Raw genomic sequence first — 15,800 nt, forward strand, 5'->3', positions numbered from 1 at the left:
GGCCTCAGTCGGCGGGCTCCTCTCCGGTGCGGACCTGCCTCGGCAGGTCCAGGCCGGTGGTGTCGGTGTACTCCCGGACCGCGCTGGTACGGCTGACCACCCGCCCCCGGTGGACGACGACCCTGCTGTACGCGGGCGCGAGAGCCTCCCCCAGGCCGGTGGCCCGGACGGCGAGCAGCTCCGCCGGGAAGCCCGCCTCCACCCGCACCCGCGGCAGTCCCATGACCTCCCTGGCGCGGGTCGACACCGCCTCGTAGGCCCGCGCGGGGTCCAGCCCGCCCCAGGAGGCCAGCAGGAACGCCGCCTCCAGCGGGTCGCCGCGCCCCACCGGGTTGGCCGGGTCGCGCACCGCGCCGCTGCCGGCCGCCACCCGCACGCCCGCCGCGTGCAGCAGCCGCACCGGCAGCAGCGGGCCGCCCACCCCGTGCTCGGTGCCGCCGCAGCCGCCCTGCGGAAGGCAGACGACCGAGACGCCCGCCGCGGCCAGCGCGTCCGCGGCCCGGGCCGCCTGCTCGCCCGTCATGCGGCCCAGCCCCCCGCACGGCCCCACCGTCACCCCGGGGCGCAGGCCGCCGGCCATCGCCGCCAGGCGGGAGAGGCGCCCGGGCTCCCCGGCGTCGGTGTGCAGGTCCACCGGGCAGCCGAACTCCGCCGCCACGCCCAGGACGGCCTCGGTGTACCCGGAGGGGTCGGGGTCCACGTCGGGGCAGCCGCCGACCACCGTCGCGCCCATCTTCAGCGCGTCGCGGAGCAGGGCCAGGCCCTCGGCGCCGGCCGAGCCGGTGAGCAGCCTGGGGACGGCCACGGCGGTGAGGTCGACCAGGCCGTGCAGCTTCCGCCGGGCCTGCAGGACGGCCTCCATGGTTCGCAGCCCCTTGACGTCGCCGATGCGCACGTGGGTGCGGACGGCGGTGGCGCCGTGGCCGAGCTGGAGCAGCGCGGCCTCGGTGACCCGCCGCTGCACGGCCGTGGCCGTCTCGGACGGCGGGCCGTCCCCGTGGGCGGTGAAGGCGCTGTCGAGGTGGGCGTGGGGCTCGGCCGGTGCGGGCAGGAGCAGGTAGCCCCGCAGCCCGACGAGTGCCTGCCGCCCCTCGGCGGCCAGGCTGCCGGCCGTGCCCACGGCTTCGATCCGGCCGCCCCCCAGCCGCACGTCGACGGTCCGCCCGTCGGCGAGCCGGGCGCCGGAGAGCACCAGGGTCCCGGTCTCGGGAAGGTCCTGCCCCGGGCTGCGTTCCGAGGGGTCGTCGGACCGCCGGCTGTCGGGCATCGCGCTCCTCCGGGTCGGTTCGTCGGGCGGCGCGCGGTGTCGCGCGTGATCACGCTGAGTGAGCCTAGGGCGCGGCGGCCCGGTCGGCGCGCAGGAGCCGATTAGTCGTACCAACGTGGTCCGGGGGCGGGCCGGGCGGCCCCGCCGGGCCCCTGCCGGGGAGCGGGCGGGGAGCGGGCGGAACGGATTTCACGTTCGGCGGGGAACCGTGTAATGTCTTCCTCGCTCGCCCCAATAGCTCAGTCGGCAGAGCGTCTCCATGGTAAGGAGAAGGTCTACGGTTCGATTCCGTATTGGGGCTCTGGTGGATCGTGATCCCGCCGAAAGGCGGGGGATCGCCCACCGTGGCGGTGTAGCTCAGTCGGTAGAGCAAGCGGCTCATAATCGCTGTGTCACCGGTTCAAGTCCGGTCACCGCTACCCCGCGTAGCCGATTGTGGGGTTACACTCCCGATCGGCTACTCTTGTCTGCGTTCATCGTCTTTTCCAGGAAGGCACTCCAGTGGCTGCCACCGACGTTCGCCCCAAGATCACGCTGGCCTGCGTGGAGTGCAAGGAGCGGAACTACATCACCAAGAAGAACCGGCGCAACGACCCGGACCGTCTTGAGATGAAGAAGCACTGCCCGCGCTGCAACTCGCACACGGCGCACCGCGAAACGCGCTGATCCAGGCCCTACTGTGAGGCCGTCCCCGTACCGGGGGCGGCCTTGCGGTGTTGCTCCGGCTCCGGATTCGCGCCGCGGCCCCGGGCCCGACCGCGCCGAGCCGCCCCCGCCACCCGCCGTCAGTACCCGCCGGTGACGAGCACCGGCCACGTCGAGGAGCGCAGCCATGCCGCTGGACCAGTCCTTCGTGGGGCGGAGCTACCCGCCCACCGCCCCCTACGAGGTGGGCCGGGAGAAGATCCGGGAGTTCGCCGAGGCCGTGGGGGATGCCAACCCCGCGTACACCGACGCGGAGGCGGCCAAGGCCCTCGGCCACCCGGACGTGATCGCCCCGCCCACCTTCCCGTTCGTCATCACCTACCGCGCCGCCGGACAGGTCGTCGCCGACCCCGAGCTGGGGCTGGACTACAGCCGGGTGGTGCACGGGGACCAGAGGTTCGCGTACACCCGCCCGGTGCGGGCCGGCGACCGCCTGTCGGTGACGGTGACCATCGACTCCATCAAGTCCCTGGCGGGCAACGACGTCCTCTCCGTCCGCGGGGAGGTCCACGACGACTCGGGCGAGCACGTGGTGACCGCGTACATGACGCTGGTCTCCCGCGCGCCGGAAGGGGAGTGACCATGGCCGCGAGGATCGCCTTCGACGACGTCGAGGTCGGCACCGAACTGCCCGCGCAGACGTTCCCGGTGACCCGCGCCGCACTGGTGCGGTACGCGGGCGCGTCCGGGGACTTCAACCCCATCCACTGGAACGAGCGGTTCGCCCGGCAGGTCGGACTGCCCGACGTGATCGCCCACGGCATGTTCACCATGGCCGAGGCGGTCCGCGTGGTCACCGACTGGACCGGCGACCCGGGCGCGGTCGTCGAGTACGGGGTGCGCTTCACCAAGCCGGTCGTGGTCCCGGACGACGACGCCGGCACCGCGGTCGAGGTCTCCGCCAAGGTCGCCGCCAAGCTGGAGGACGGCCTGGTCCGCGTGGACCTCCTGGCCACCTGCGGCGGGCAGAAGGTCCTGGGGATGTCCCGCGCCGTCGTCCGGCTGGCCTGACCCCGCCTGCCGAGGCCGCCGACCTGCCGAGGCCGCCGACCTGCCGAGGCCGCCGACCCGCCGAGGCCGCCGACCCGCCGAGGCCGCCGACCCGCCGAGGCCGGCGAGCCCGCGAGGCCGACGATCCGCCCCGCTGCCCGTCCGGTGCCGCGCACCGGGCGGGTAGCGCGGTGTGAGGGGGCCCGTACTCTTGAGCGCGTGCAGGAACTCCACGACGCCCCGCTCGCCCCGCTGACCACCTTCCGGCTCGGCGGCCCGGCCGCCCGCCTGATCACCGCCACCACCGACGACGAGGTCGTCGCCGCAGTCCGCGAGGCGGACGCGGCGGGCACCCCGCTGCTGGTCGTCGGCGGCGGCAGCAACCTCGTCGTCGGGGACGACGGCTTCCCCGGCACCGTCCTCAAGGTCGCCACCACCGGCTTCGAGCTCGACGGCACCTCCCTCGAGCTCGCCGCCGGCGAGGTGTGGACCGACGCCGTCGCCCGCACCGTCGAGGCCGGACTGGCCGGCGTCGAGTGCCTGTCCGGCATCCCTGGGTCGGCCGGCGCCACCCCGATCCAGAACGTGGGCGCCTACGGCCAGGAGGTCTCCTCCACCGTCACCGAGGTCGTCGCCTGGGACCGCAGGGAGGGCGAGAAGGTCGTCGTCGCCGGGGCCGACTGCGGCTTCGCCTACCGCCACAGCCGCTTCAAGGCCGACCCCTCCCGCTACGTCGTGCTGCGGGTCCGCTTCGGGCTGGAGGACGCCGACGGGATGTCCGCCCCGGTCCGGTACGCCGAGGTGGCGCGCGTCCTCGGCGTGGAGCCCGGCGACCGCGTCCCGGTCGCCACCGCCCGCGACACCGTCCTGAAGCTGCGCGCCGGCAAGGGCATGGTGCTCGACCCCCACGACCACGACACCTGGTCGGCCGGCTCCTTCTTCACCAACCCGATCCTCGAACCGGAGCAGTACGAGGCGTTCCTCGCCCGCGTCCGGGACCGCCTCGGCCCCGGGACGGTGCCGCCCGCCTACCCGGCGGGCGACGGCCGGACGAAGACCTCCGCGGCCTGGCTCATCGACCGGGCCGGCTTCACCCGGGGGTACGGCACCGGGCCGGCCCGCATCTCCACCAAGCACACCCTGGCGCTGACCAACCGCGGCGGCGCGACCACCGCGGACCTGCTGGCACTCGCCCGCGAGGTCCGCGACGGCGTCCGCGCCGCCTTCGGCGTGACCCTGGTCAACGAACCGGTGATGGTCGGCGTCACCCTGTGACGGAGCCCACCGGCCGCACCCCCCGATGACCCGCCCCCGGCGACCCGCTCCCGGCGACCGGCGTCCCCGTATGCAGGGCCGCCGGGAGGCCGGGCCGCCGGGAGGCCGGGCCCGGGTCCGTAGGGAGACGGAGCCCACCGGGGCGGGTCACTCGGGAGGGCGGGTCACAGGGAGGTGCCGTCCGCCGCCGTCACCCGGCCCGCGCGCGGGCCGCCGGTACGGCCGTCCGCGCGCTGCCCGGGCACCGGCTCCCCCGCGGACGCACCGGAGGCACCGCGCGCACCGGACGCCCCGGGCTCCCGTGCCAGCCAGTCGTCGATCCCGGTCAGCAGCCGGTCCCGCACGTCCTGCGGCGCCCTGGAGGCGCGCACCGACTGCCGCGCCAGCTCCGCCAGCTCCTCGTCGGTGAAGGCGTGGTGCTCCCGCGCCAGCCCGTACTGGGCGGCCAGGCGCGACCCGAACAGCAGCGGGTCGTCCGCGCCCAGGGCCATCGGCACCCCGGCGTCCCACAGGGTCCGCAGCGGCACGTCCCCCGGCTTCTCGTAGACGCCCAGGGCGACGTTGGAGGCCGGGCACACCTCGCAGGTGACCTGCGCCTCGGCCAGCCGCTCCAGCAGCCGCGGGTCCTCCGCCGCCCGCACGCCGTGCCCGATCCGGTCGGCGCCCAGGTCGTCCAGGCAGTCGTGCACGCTCGGCGCCCCCGCCAGCTCCCCGCCGTGCGGGGCGGCCAACAGCCCGGCGTCCCGGGCGATCGCGAACGCCCGGTCGAAGTCCCGCGCCATCCCGCGGCGCTCGTCGTTCGACAGCCCGAAGCCGATCACGCCGCGGTCGGCGTAGCGTGCCGCCAGGCGTGCCAGGGTGCGCGCCTCCAGCGGGTGCTTGGTCCGGTTCGCCGCGACCACCACGCCGATCCCCACCCCGGTGGCCCGCGAGGCGTCCTCCACCGCCTCCAGGACGGTCTCCAGCGCCGGGATCAGCCCGCCCAGCCGGGGCGCGTACGAGGTCGGGTCCACCTGGATCTCCAGCCAGCCCGAGCCGTCCGCCGCGTCCTCCTGGGCGGCCTCCAGCACCAGCCGCCGGATGTCCTCGGGGGTGCGCAGCACGGACCGCGCGACGTCGTACAGCCGCTGGAAGCGGAACCAGCCGCGCTCGTCGGTGGCCCGCAGCCGGGGGGGTTCCCCGGACGAGAGGGCCTCCGGCAGGTGCACGCCGTGGTGGTCGGCCAGCTCCAGCAGGGTGCCCGGGCGCATGGAGCCGGTGAAGTGCAGGTGAAGGTGGGCCTTGGGCAGCAGCCTCACATCGCGGTGGGGTCGTTCCATGAACGGATACTGCCGCATGCCGGCGGCGCGCGGGTACCGGCATGCCGTGCGGCGCCCGGTCCGCGGGCGGGCTCGGGGCCCCGGACCCCGGGTCCGGCGCCTTCCGGCGCGCCCGCCGCCCGCCGGGGCGGTGCCCGGCCCGCGGACGCGGCCCGGCGCGCCCGGCGCGTCCCCCCGGCGCGCGGCGCGCGGAACGGACGCGGAGGAGCCCCCGGCCGCGGCGGCCGGGGGCTCCCCGTGCGGCCCCCGGTCCCGGGGGCGGGGCGGACGGCGGGGTCAGTCCCGCGCCTCGCCCAGCAGCTTCTGCAGCCGCGACACGCCCTCGACCAGGTCCTCGTCGCCCAGCGCGTAGGACAGCCGCAGGTATCCCGGGGTGCCGAAGGCCTCGCCGGGCACCACCGCGACCTCGGCCTCCTCCAGGATCAGCTCGGCCAGCTCCACCGAGGTGGCCGGGCGGCGGCCCCGGATCTCCTTGCCCAGCAGGCCCTTCACCGACGGGTACGCGTAGAAGGCGCCCTCCGGCTCGGGGCACTGCACGCCGGGGATCTCGTTGAGCATCCGCACGATCGTCTTCCGCCGCCGGTCGAACGCGGTGCGCATCTCCGCGACCGCCTCCAGGTCCCCGGAGACCGCCGCGAGCGCCGCGGCCTGCGCCACGTTGCTGACGTTGGAGGTGGCGTGGGACTGCAGGTTGGTGGCGGCCTTGACCACGTCCTTGGGGCCGATCACCCAGCCCACCCGCCAGCCGGTCATCGCGTAGGTCTTGGCCACGCCGTTGACCACGATGCACTTGTCGGCCAGCTCGGGCACGAGCACCGGCATCGAGTGGAACGAGGCGTCGCCGTAGACCAGGTGCTCGTAGATCTCGTCGGTGAGCACCCACAGGCCGTGCTCGGCGGCCCAGCGGCCAACGGCCTCGATCTGCTCCCTGGAGTAGACCGCGCCGGTCGGGTTGGACGGGGAGACGAACAGCAGCACCTTGGTGTTCTCGGTGCGCGCGGCCTCCAGCTGCTCCACGGAGACGCGGTAGCCGGTGGTCTCGTCGGCGACCACCTCGACCGGCACGCCGCCGGCCAGCCGGATCGACTCCGGGTAGGTGGTCCAGTACGGGGCGGGCACGATGACCTCGTCGCCCGGGTCCAGGATCGCGGCGAAGGCCTCGTAGATGGCCTGCTTGCCGCCGTTGGTCACCAGCACCTGGGACGGCTCGATCTCGTAGCCGGAGTCGCGCCGGGTCTTCTCGACGATGGCGGCCTTCAGCTCGGGCAGGCCGCCGGCGGGGGTGTAGCGGTGGAACTTCGGGTTGCGGCACGCCTCGACCGCCGCCTCGACGATGTAGCCGGGGGTCGGGAAGTCCGGCTCGCCGGCACCGAAGCCGATGACGGGACGGCCGGCCGCCTTGAGCGCCTTCGCCTTGGCGTCCACGGCGAGCGTCGCGGACTCGGAGATGGCGCCGATGCGGGCCGAGACCCGGCGGTCGGTGGCTGACTTGGGGGAGGGGGTAGCAGCGCTCATGACTGCATCGTCCCAGACCCGGGCCCGCACGGCCGCAGGGGTTTGCGAAGAGTCCGGGGAAGGGCGGCGGGGGACCTCGGGGAGGCGGCGGAGGGAGGCTCCGGGGGCCTCCGGAGGGGCTTCCCGGGAGTCCTCCCGAGGGTCCTTCGGAGGGCTCGGGGAGATCTTGTGCAGCAACCTGTTCGACGGGCGGGCCCGGAACCACGTACACTCACACGTCGTTGGCCCCGACCAACAGCGTGGTGCCCGCGTACGGCGTGCGAGGGTGCGGATGCGGTAGGTTGGGGAAAGCAAAGGGTCGTAGCTCAATTGGTAGAGCACCGGTCTCCAAAACCGGCGGTTGGGGGTTCGAGTCCCTCCGGCCCTGCTACACGCATCTTCACCAGGGTGCGTGCACGTGTTCGACATGCACACCGCCGTGCGGCTGCCCCGGGCGCGGCACGGTCACGACCCGGATTCAGGTGAGGACGAGTGACGGAAGCCACGGGCTCCACCGCGACGCCTGAGAGTGGTCGGCCCGACGACGACCTCGAGCCGGACGCGCCCAGGAAGGCCCGCCGCGGCGGCAAGCGCAAGAAGAAGGGCCCGATGGCCCGCCTTGCCACCTTCTACCGCCAGATCGTCGCCGAGCTCCGCAAGGTCGTCTGGCCCACGCGCAGTGATCTGGTCACGTACACCACCGTGGTGATCGTCTTCGTTGTGATCATGATCGGCCTCGTGACTGTGATTGACTTGGGATTCAGCAAGGTCGTTTCGTACGTATTCGGCTGATCCCACTCGTTCCACCCCTTGAAGCCAGGAAGAAGCAGCCACCGTGTCTGACCCGAACCTGTACGACGACGCCGAGACCGTCGAGCAGACGGCCGAGGCCGCGGACGAGCAGGCGGCGGCTGTGGAGCCGGCGCAGGAGTCCCTCTCCACCGACGAGACCGGTCCGGAAGCGGCCGAGGACGTCGAGCAGGACGAGGACGCAGAGCAGGCCGAGGACGAGGGCGAGCAGGAAGAGGCGCCCGCCGCCGACCCGGTCGCGGAGTTCCGCGAGTCGCTGCGCAACAAGCCCGGCGAGTGGTACGTGATCCACACCTACGCCGGCTACGAGAACCGCGTGAAGTCCAACCTGGAGTCGCGCGCCGTCTCGCTCAACGTCGAGGACTACATCTTCCAGGCCGAGGTGCCGCAGGAGGAGGTCGTCCAGATCAAGAACGGCGACCGCCGCACCGTCCGCCAGAACAAGCTCCCCGGCTACGTGCTGGTCCGCATGGACCTGACGAACGAGTCCTGGGGCGTGGTGCGCAACACCCCCGGCGTCACCGGCTTCGTGGGCAACGCCTACGACCCGTACCCGCTGACCCTGGACGAGGTCGTCCGGATGCTCGCGCCCGAGGTCGAGGAGCAGGCCGCGGCCGCCGGCGAGGGCGGCGAGGCCGCACCGAAGCGCAAGGTCGAGGTCCAGGTACTGGACTTCGAGGTCGGCGACTCGGTCACCGTCACCGACGGCCCCTTCGCCACCCTCCAGGCGACGATCAACGAGATCAACGCCGACTCCAAGAAGGTCAAGGGTCTCGTGGAGATCTTCGGCCGGGAGACGCCGGTGGAGCTCTCCTTCGACCAGATCCAGAAGAACTGATCGAACCCCCTCTTCCGTCCAGGTCAGACAGGCTCCCGAGCCCTGTCTGACCTGCTCGGTTTCTGGCCGCACCGGTATACCCGTTATCGTTGTGCGGTATGCCTTCGTCCGGGAGAAATCCGGCGAGGGCGGAACACCTCTCGACACAGGACCCGGAGAGAGTCATGCCTCCCAAGAAGAAGAAGGTCACGGGGCTCATCAAGCTCCAGATCAACGCCGGCGCGGCCAACCCGGCCCCGCCGGTCGGCCCGGCGCTGGGCCAGCACGGCGTCAACATCATGGAGTTCTGCAAGGCCTACAACGCCGCGACCGAGTCGCAGCGCGGCATGGTCGTGCCGGTGGAGATCACGGTCTACGAGGACCGCTCCTTCACCTTCGTGACGAAGACCCCGCCGGCCGCCAAGCTGATCCTCAAGGCCGCGGGCGTGGACAAGGGCTCCGGCGAGCCGCACACCAAGAAGGTCGCGAAGATCACCCGCGACCAGGTGCGCGAGATCGCCACCACCAAGATGCCCGACCTGAACGCCAACGACCTGGACGCCGCGGAGAAGATCATCGCGGGTACCGCCCGGTCCATGGGCGTCACCGTCGAGGGCTGAACCAGCCCCGCAGGCATCCCGTGGCAGGGCCATGCGCGGCCCGGACCACGACTCCGACACGAAAAAACCTGGAGCAGTTGTGAAGCGCAGCAAGAGCCTCCGCGCCGCGGACGCCAAGATCGACCGGGCGCGTCTGTACGCCCCGCTCGAGGCCGTCCGCCTGGCCAAGGAGACCGCCACCACCAAGTTCGACTCCACCGTCGAGGTCGCCATGCGTCTGGGTGTGGACCCGCGCAAGGCCGACCAGATGGTCCGCGGCACCGTGAACCTCCCGCACGGCACCGGCAAGACCGCCCGGGTCCTGGTCTTCGCGACCGGTGACCGTGCTGCGGCCGCGGAGGCCGCCGGAGCCGACATCGTCGGCTCGGACGAACTGATCGACGAGGTCGCCAAGGGCCGTCTCGACTTCGACGCCGTCGTCGCGACCCCGGACCTCATGGGCAAGGTCGGCCGCCTGGGCCGCGTGCTCGGTCCGCGTGGCCTGATGCCGAACCCGAAGACCGGCACCGTGACCCCGGACGTGGCCAAGGCCGTGACCGAGATCAAGGGCGGCAAGATCGAGTTCCGCGTCGACAAGCACTCGAACCTGCACTTCATCGTGGGCAAGGTGTCCTTCGGTGAGCAGCAGCTCGTCGAGAACTACGCGGCGGCGCTGGAGGAGATCCTCCGTCTGAAGCCGTCCGCCGCCAAGGGCCGCTACATCAAGAAGGCCGTCATCTCCACCACGATGGGTCCGGGCGTGCAGATCGACCCGAACCGCACCCGCAACCTCCTCGTCGAGGAGGAGGCCGGCGTCTGACGACGCCGTCCCGCCGCAGGCATCACGGGCCGGGCTCGACTCCCCCAGGGGAGCCGGGCCCGGCCCCTTGCGTGTCCCCGGGGCGTTCCCGGCGCCCTCGTGCGCCCGACCGGCAGTCGGGTGCCCTTCCCGGGCCTTCCCGGGGACCCCGCGAAGGCCTCCCGAGGGCCTTCCGGGGCGCCGGGGGGCGGGCCGGGGACGGCCCGGCACGGGCGGATTTGCCTGTTCGCGGGTCGTCCGCCTACTCTTGCCGACGAAGCCAAAGACCGCTGGTCGTTGCTGGGTGCCCTCGGGCGCACAGTGGCCGAAGGATCCGTTTTACGCGGGCGACCTGCGCAGGTTCACAGAGGCACCTCCCGGAGCGCGTCCATCCAGGACGTTCCGGTCGAGCTCCAGCCCCGTGCGCCTGCGCCGGGGCGTTTCGTTTTTCCCGGCCCCTTCCTTGCGTGCCCGACGTGGGCGGTCCGGCGCACGCGGCCGATCGAAAGTTCGGTCGAGGATCGCATCACCCGGAAGGAGGCCGAGGCTCATGGCGAGGCCCGACAAGGCTACCGCGGTTGCCGAGCTGACGGACAAGTTCCGCAGCTCCAATGCCGCCGTGCTGACCGAGTACCGCGGTCTCACCGTGGCGCAGCTGAAGCAGCTGCGACGCTCGCTCGGTGAGAACGCCCAGTACGCCGTGGTGAAGAACACGCTGACCAAGATTGCGGCCAACGAGGCCGGGATCAACGAGCTCGACGACCTGTTCCAGGGTCCGTCGGCCGTCGCCTTCGTCACCGGTGACCCGGTCGAGGCGGCGAAGGGTCTGCGCGACTTCGCCAGGGAGAACCCGAATCTCGTCATCAAGGGCGGTGTCCTTGAGGGCAAGGCGCTGTCCGCCGACGAGATCAAGAAGCTCGCGGACCTCGAGTCCCGCGAGGTGCTGCTCGCCAAGCTGGCCGGTGGCATGAAGGCGTCCATGGCCAAGGCCGCGGCGACCTTCCAGGCCCCGCTCTCGAAGTTCGTCCGCACCGCGGACGCCCTTCGCAGCAAGGTCGAGCAGGGCGGTGCCGGTACGCCGGCTCCCGCCGAGGCCGAGTCCGCCGAGTAGTTCCCGCTCGCGCACCGGTCGCAGCGGGCCCGTACGCCCGCCGACATGTACATCCGGCACCAGCCGACTTAGTGGAAGGACGCCATCATGGCGAAGCTCAGCAACGACGAGCTGCTCGAGGTCTTCGGTGAGATGACCCTCATCGAGCTCTCCGAGTTCGTGAAGGCCTTCGAGGAGAAGTTCGACGTCGAGGCCGCCGCCCCCGTCGCCGTCGCCGCCGCCGGTGGCGCCGCCGGTGGCGCTGCCGCCGAGGCCGTCGAGGAGAAGGACGAGTTCGACGTCATCCTCACCGGCGCCGGCGAGAAGAAGATCCAGGTCATCAAGGAGGTCCGCGCGCTGACCTCCCTCGGCCTGAAGGAGGCCAAGGACCTGGTGGACAACACCCCGAAGCCGGTCCTGGAGAAGGTCAACAAGGAGGCCGCGGACAAGGCCAAGGCCGCCCTCGAGGGCGCCGGCGCCTCCGTCGAGGTCAAGTGACCCCTGCGCCGTCCACGGCGCACTGAGTCGCTGTGCGCCTCCTCAAGGCGCGCACACGGCCGAAGGCGGCCACCCTCAGGGGTGGCCGCCTTCGGCCGTTCGTGGGGGGCGTGGAGGCGCGTTGACGCATCCTTTGGGTATGGTGATCAGCGCCCGTCCGACGGCCGGCGGCTGCCGGCTGTGAGCTTCTCCCGCAGACGGGCCCTTGACGAACGGGACGCAGCGCGCAATTCTCAGGACGCGTCGTTACATCGGTTCACCGCCCCAGGCATGGATCGAGGCGGAAGTGGGAATGCCCACGTCAGCAACGCAGGCTCGGAACCGAGGCCCGGGCCGACAACAGGTAGAGGGGATGACGATTCGGACTCCGAATCCTTCATCTGGACATCAGTGTGCCGAGTGGCTACACTGACCCTTTGCGCTGCCTGTTAGCTGCTTCCAGGCCCGTCACCGGAAGCAAGCCCGAGCTCGGTTCATGGTCGGAAACCACCCCTCATCAGGGGATTTCCCTCTCCGTGTGCAGGGCGGGACCGGTACGCGCGTAGTGAGTCCGAGCCCTCGGAAGGACCCCCTCTTGGCCGCCTCGCGCAACGCCTCGACTGCCAATACGAACACCGGCGCAAGCACCGCCCCGCTGCGCATCTCCTTTGCGAAGATCAAGGAGCCCCTCGAGGTTCCGAACCTCCTCGCGCTGCAGACCGAGAGCTTCGACTGGCTGCTCGGCAACGACGCCTGGAAGAGCAGGGTCGAGTCGGCCCTGGAGAGCGGGCAGGACGTACCCACCAAGTCCGGCCTCGAGGAGATCTTCGAGGAGATCTCCCCGATCGAGGACTTCTCCGGGTCGATGTCGCTGACCTTCCGCGACCACCGCTTCGAGCCGCCCAAGAACTCCCTCGAGGAGTGCAAGGAGCGCGACTTCACCTACGCCGCGCCGCTCTTCGTCACGGCGGAGTTCACCAACAACGAGACCGGCGAGATCAAGTCCCAGACGGTCTTCATGGGCGACTTCCCGCTCATGACCAACAAGGGCACCTTCTGCATCAACGGCACCGAGCGCGTCGTCGTCTCGCAGCTGGTGCGCTCGCCGGGCGTCTACTTCGACAGCTCCATCGACAAGACCTCGGACAAGGACATCTTCTCCGCCAAGGTCATCCCCTCCCGGGGTGCCTGGCTGGAGCTCGAGGTCGACAAGCGCGACATGGTCGGCGTCCGCATCGACCGCAAGCGCAAGCAGTCCGTCACCGTCCTGCTCAAGGCGCTCGGCTGGACCACCGAGCAGATCCTCGAGGAGTTCGGCGAGTACGAGTCCATGCGCGCCACCCTGGAGAAGGACCACACCCAGGGCCAGGACGACGCGCTGCTCGACATCTACCGCAAGCTGCGCCCGGGCGAGCCCCCCACGCGCGAGGCCGCGCAGACGCTGCTGGAGAACCTCTACTTCAACCCCAAGCGCTACGACCTGGCCAAGGTCGGACGCTACAAGGTGAACAAGAAGCTCGGCATCGACATGCCGCTCGACTCGGGCGTGCTCACCGAGCCGGACATCATCGCCACCATCAAGTACCTGGTGCAGCTGCACGCCGGCGAGACCGAGGCGGTCTCCGCCGACGGCCAGCAGATCGTGGTCGAGGTCGACGACATCGACCACTTCGGCAACCGCCGCCTGCGCAACGTCGGCGAGCTCATCCAGAACCAGGTCCGCACCGGCCTGGCCCGCATGGAGCGCGTCGTCCGCGAGCGGATGACCACCCAGGACGTCGAGGCGATCACGCCGCAGACCCTGATCAACATCCGGCCGGTCGTCGCCTCCATCAAGGAGTTCTTCGGCACCAGCCAGCTGTCCCAGTTCATGGACCAGACCAACCCGCTGTCGGGTCTGACCCACAAGCGCCGCCTGTCGGCGCTGGGCCCGGGCGGTCTGAGCCGTGAGCGGGCCGGCTTCGAGGTCCGCGACGTCCACCCCTCGCACTACGGCCGCATGTGCCCGATCGAGACCCCCGAGGGTCCGAACATCGGTCTGATCGGCTCCCTGGCCTCCTACGGCCGGGTCAACGCGTTCGGCTTCGTCGAGACCCCGTACCGCAAGGTCGTCGACGGCGTCGTCACCGACCAGGTGGACTTCCTCACCGCCGACGAGGAGGACCGCTTCGTCATCGCGCAGGCCAACGCCCCGCTGACGGACGAGAGCACCTTCGAGGAGGACCGCGTCCTGGTCCGCCGCCGCGGCGGCGAGGTCGACTACGTCCCCGGCAGCGAGATCGACTACATGGACGTCTCGCCGCGCCAGATGGTGTCGGTCGCCACCGCCATGATCCCGTTCCTCGAGCACGACGACGCCAACCGCGCGCTCATGGGGTCGAACATGATGCGCCAGGCCGTTCCGCTGATCAAGGCGGAGGCCCCGCTGGTCGGCACCGGCATGGAGTACCGCTGCGCGGTCGACGCCGGCGACGTCATCAAGGCCGAGAAGGACGGCGTGGTCCAGGAGGTCTCCGCGGACTACATCACCGTCGCCAACGACGACGCCACCTACACCACGTACCGCGTCGCCAAGTTCTCCCGCTCCAACCAGGGCACCTCCTTCAACCAGAAGGTCGTCGTGGACGAGGGCGCCCGCGTGGTGGCCGGCCAGGTGCTCGCCGACGGCCCGTCCACAGAAGAGGGCGAGATGGCCCTCGGCAAGAACCTCCTGGTGGCGTTCATGCCGTGGGAGGGCCACAACTACGAGGACGCGATCATCCTGTCGCAGCGCCTCGTGCAGGACGACGTCCTCTCCTCGATCCACATCGAGGAGCACGAGGTCGACGCCCGCGACACCAAGCTGGGCCCCGAGGAGATCACCCGGGACATCCCGAACGTCTCCGAGGAGGTCCTCGCCGACCTCGACGAGCGCGGCATCATCCGCATCGGTGCCGAGGTCGTCGCCGGCGACATCCTGGTCGGCAAGGTCACCCCCAAGGGCGAGACCGAGCTGACCCCGGAGGAGCGCCTGCTGCGCGCGATCTTCGGCGAGAAGGCCCGCGAGGTCCGCGACACCTCCCTGAAGGTGCCGCACGGCGAGACCGGCAAGGTCATCGGCGTGCGCGTCTTCGACCGCGAGGAGGGCGACGAGCTTCCCCCGGGCGTGAACCAGCTGGTCCGCGTCTACGTCGCCCAGAAGCGCAAGATCACCGACGGTGACAAGCTCGCCGGCCGCCACGGCAACAAGGGCGTCATCTCCAAGATCCTGCCGGTCGAGGACATGCCGTTCCTGGAGGACGGCACCCCGGTCGACATCATCCTCAACCCGCTCGGCGTCCCGTCCCGCATGAACCCGGGACAGGTCCTGGAGATCCACCTCGGCTGGCTCGCCAGCCAGGGCTGGAAGGTCGAGGGCGACGAGGACTGGATGAAGCGCCTGCAGGCCATCGGCGCCGACGAGGTCGCCCCCGGCACCAACGTCGCCACCCCGGTGTTCGACGGCGCCCGCGAGGACGAGATCGCCGGCCTCTTCGAGGCCACGATCCCCAACCGCGACGGCGAGCGCATGGTCAAGTCGTCCGGCAAGGCGCAGCTGTTCGACGGCCGCTCCGGCGAGCCGTTCCCGGACCCGATCTCCGTCGGGTACATGTACATCCTCAAGCTGCACCACCTGGTCGACGACAAGCTCCACGCCCGCTCGACCGGCCCGTACTCGATGATCACCCAGCAGCCGCTCGGTGGTAAGGCGCAGTTCGGCGGCCAGCGCTTCGGCGAGATGGAGGTGTGGGCCCTCGAGGCCTACGGCGCCGCGTACGCCCTCCAGGAGCTGCTGACCATCAAGTCCGACGACGTCCTCGGCCGCGTGAAGGTCTACGAGGCCATCGTCAAGGGCGAGAACATCCCCGAGCCCGGCATCCCCGAGTCCTTCAAGGTGCTCATCAAGGAGATGCAGTCGCTCTGCCTGAACGTGGAGGTGCTGTCCAGCGACGGCATGTCCATCGAGATGCGCGACACCGACGAGGACGTCTTCCGTGCCGCGGAGGAACTCGGTATCGACCTGTCCCGGCGAGAGCCGAGCAGCGTCGAAGAGGTCTGACGGGTCGGCCCGGCCGGCCGCCCTCCCCGGGCGCCGGCCGGCCATCCCAGGACCCCACTCAGACCACTGATGTAGACACG

At 71.4% G+C, this 15,800-nt stretch carries 14 protein-coding genes and 3 tRNA genes; 14 read left to right on the plus strand and 3 right to left on the minus strand.

The genetic code is table 11. The annotated features are described in order from the left end of the window. Positions 1–4 precede the first annotated feature (4 nt). Positions 5–1,267 (minus strand): hydrolase, encoded by a 1,263-nt coding sequence (locus tag GQS52_RS14905; protein WP_182313907.1) that lies wholly within the window; start codon positions 1,265–1,267, stop codon positions 5–7. A gap of 228 nt (positions 1,268–1,495) precedes the next feature. On the opposite strand from GQS52_RS14905, the gene GQS52_RS14910 reads away from it, so the two are divergent. The 6 genes from GQS52_RS14910 (at position 1,496) to GQS52_RS14935 (ending at position 4,237) form a co-directional block, all read left to right on the plus strand. Beyond that, a tRNA-Thr gene (locus GQS52_RS14910) sits at positions 1,496–1,568 on the plus strand. Between the two features lie 45 nt (positions 1,569–1,613). Further along, positions 1,614–1,686 (plus strand) — tRNA-Met (locus GQS52_RS14915). A gap of 82 nt (positions 1,687–1,768) precedes the next feature. Then, positions 1,769–1,933 carry a 50S ribosomal protein L33 gene (rpmG, locus tag GQS52_RS14920; RefSeq protein WP_006604855.1) on the plus strand — a complete coding sequence of 55 codons (165 nt, stop codon included), beginning with the start codon at positions 1,769–1,771 and terminating at the stop codon, positions 1,931–1,933. Between the two features lie 166 nt (positions 1,934–2,099). Continuing rightward, the gene (locus tag GQS52_RS14925; RefSeq protein WP_182313908.1) at positions 2,100–2,552 is read left to right on the plus strand and encodes a MaoC family dehydratase N-terminal domain-containing protein; all 453 of its coding nucleotides are present in this window, start codon (positions 2,100–2,102) and stop codon (positions 2,550–2,552) included. Between the two features lie 2 nt (positions 2,553–2,554). Beyond that, positions 2,555–2,983 (plus strand): MaoC family dehydratase, encoded by a 429-nt coding sequence (locus GQS52_RS14930; protein WP_182313909.1) that lies wholly within the window; start codon positions 2,555–2,557, stop codon positions 2,981–2,983. Positions 2,984–3,127: 144 nt separating this feature from the next. Then, complete coding sequence (locus GQS52_RS14935; RefSeq protein WP_275946475.1) at positions 3,128–4,237, plus strand: UDP-N-acetylmuramate dehydrogenase; 1,110 nt, start codon at positions 3,128–3,130, stop codon at positions 4,235–4,237. 164 nt (positions 4,238–4,401) lie between these two features. Here the strand turns inward: GQS52_RS14935 and GQS52_RS14940 are convergent, their stop codons facing one another. After that, entirely contained in the window at positions 4,402–5,574 is a 1,173-nt protein-coding gene (locus GQS52_RS14940; protein ID WP_182313911.1) for an adenosine deaminase, read from the minus strand. 258 nt (positions 5,575–5,832) lie between these two features. Then, on the minus strand, positions 5,833–7,071 hold the full coding sequence (locus GQS52_RS14945) for a pyridoxal phosphate-dependent aminotransferase (protein ID WP_182313912.1): 1,239 nt from the start codon (positions 7,069–7,071) through the stop codon (positions 5,833–5,835). A gap of 294 nt (positions 7,072–7,365) precedes the next feature. Between GQS52_RS14945 and GQS52_RS14950 the strand changes: the two genes are divergently transcribed. From GQS52_RS14950 to rpoB, 8 genes are all read left to right on the plus strand, one after another. After that, a tRNA-Trp gene (locus tag GQS52_RS14950) sits at positions 7,366–7,438 on the plus strand. 104 nt (positions 7,439–7,542) lie between these two features. Continuing rightward, entirely contained in the window at positions 7,543–7,842 is a 300-nt protein-coding gene (gene secE / locus GQS52_RS14955; protein WP_182313913.1) for a preprotein translocase subunit SecE, read from the plus strand. Between the two features lie 43 nt (positions 7,843–7,885). Continuing rightward, a complete protein-coding gene (gene nusG / locus GQS52_RS14960; protein ID WP_182313914.1) occupies positions 7,886–8,698 on the plus strand; it encodes a transcription termination/antitermination protein NusG in 813 nt (270 codons plus the stop codon). A gap of 164 nt (positions 8,699–8,862) precedes the next feature. Then, the gene (rplK, locus tag GQS52_RS14965) at positions 8,863–9,297 is read left to right on the plus strand and encodes a 50S ribosomal protein L11 (RefSeq protein WP_182313915.1); all 435 of its coding nucleotides are present in this window, start codon (positions 8,863–8,865) and stop codon (positions 9,295–9,297) included. 79 nt (positions 9,298–9,376) lie between these two features. Further along, positions 9,377–10,096, plus strand: a complete 720-nt coding sequence (gene rplA, locus GQS52_RS14970) for a 50S ribosomal protein L1 (RefSeq protein ID WP_182313916.1) — start codon at positions 9,377–9,379, stop codon at positions 10,094–10,096. 529 nt (positions 10,097–10,625) lie between these two features. Then, the gene (gene rplJ, locus GQS52_RS14975; protein WP_182313917.1) at positions 10,626–11,186 is read left to right on the plus strand and encodes a 50S ribosomal protein L10; all 561 of its coding nucleotides are present in this window, start codon (positions 10,626–10,628) and stop codon (positions 11,184–11,186) included. An 87-nt stretch (positions 11,187–11,273) separates the two neighbouring features. Then, positions 11,274–11,663: a 50S ribosomal protein L7/L12 gene (gene rplL / locus GQS52_RS14980; protein ID WP_182313918.1), complete on the plus strand. Its 390-nt coding sequence runs from the start codon at positions 11,274–11,276 to the stop codon at positions 11,661–11,663. Between the two features lie 574 nt (positions 11,664–12,237). After that, the gene (gene rpoB / locus GQS52_RS14985; RefSeq protein WP_182313919.1) at positions 12,238–15,720 is read left to right on the plus strand and encodes a DNA-directed RNA polymerase subunit beta; all 3,483 of its coding nucleotides are present in this window, start codon (positions 12,238–12,240) and stop codon (positions 15,718–15,720) included. Positions 15,721–15,800: the final 80 nt, after the last annotated feature.

This window comes from Streptomyces sp. SCUT-3 (assembly GCF_014083985.1).
In the GTDB taxonomy this organism is placed as follows: Bacteria; Actinomycetota; Actinomycetes; order Streptomycetales; family Streptomycetaceae; genus Streptomyces_H; species Streptomyces_H thermolineatus.

What these genes read in the sequence shown, in the direction of transcription:
- GQS52_RS14905 (WP_182313907.1), bottom strand. Translation starts at nt 1,267, where the DNA reads ATGCCCGACAGCCGGCGGTCCGACGACCCCTCGGAACGCAGCCCGGGG.
- GQS52_RS14925 (WP_182313908.1), top strand. Translation starts at nt 2,100, where the DNA reads ATGCCGCTGGACCAGTCCTTCGTGGGGCGGAGCTACCCGCCCACCGCC.
- GQS52_RS14930 (WP_182313909.1), top strand. Translation starts at nt 2,555, where the DNA reads ATGGCCGCGAGGATCGCCTTCGACGACGTCGAGGTCGGCACCGAACTG.
- GQS52_RS14940 (WP_182313911.1), bottom strand. Translation starts at nt 5,574, where the DNA reads ATGCGGCAGTATCCGTTCATGGAACGACCCCACCGCGATGTGAGGCTG.
- GQS52_RS14945 (WP_182313912.1), bottom strand. Translation starts at nt 7,071, where the DNA reads ATGAGCGCTGCTACCCCCTCCCCCAAGTCAGCCACCGACCGCCGGGTC.
- rplK (WP_182313915.1), top strand. Translation starts at nt 8,863, where the DNA reads ATGCCTCCCAAGAAGAAGAAGGTCACGGGGCTCATCAAGCTCCAGATC.
- rplJ (WP_182313917.1), top strand. Translation starts at nt 10,626, where the DNA reads ATGGCGAGGCCCGACAAGGCTACCGCGGTTGCCGAGCTGACGGACAAG.
- rplL (WP_182313918.1), top strand. Translation starts at nt 11,274, where the DNA reads ATGGCGAAGCTCAGCAACGACGAGCTGCTCGAGGTCTTCGGTGAGATG.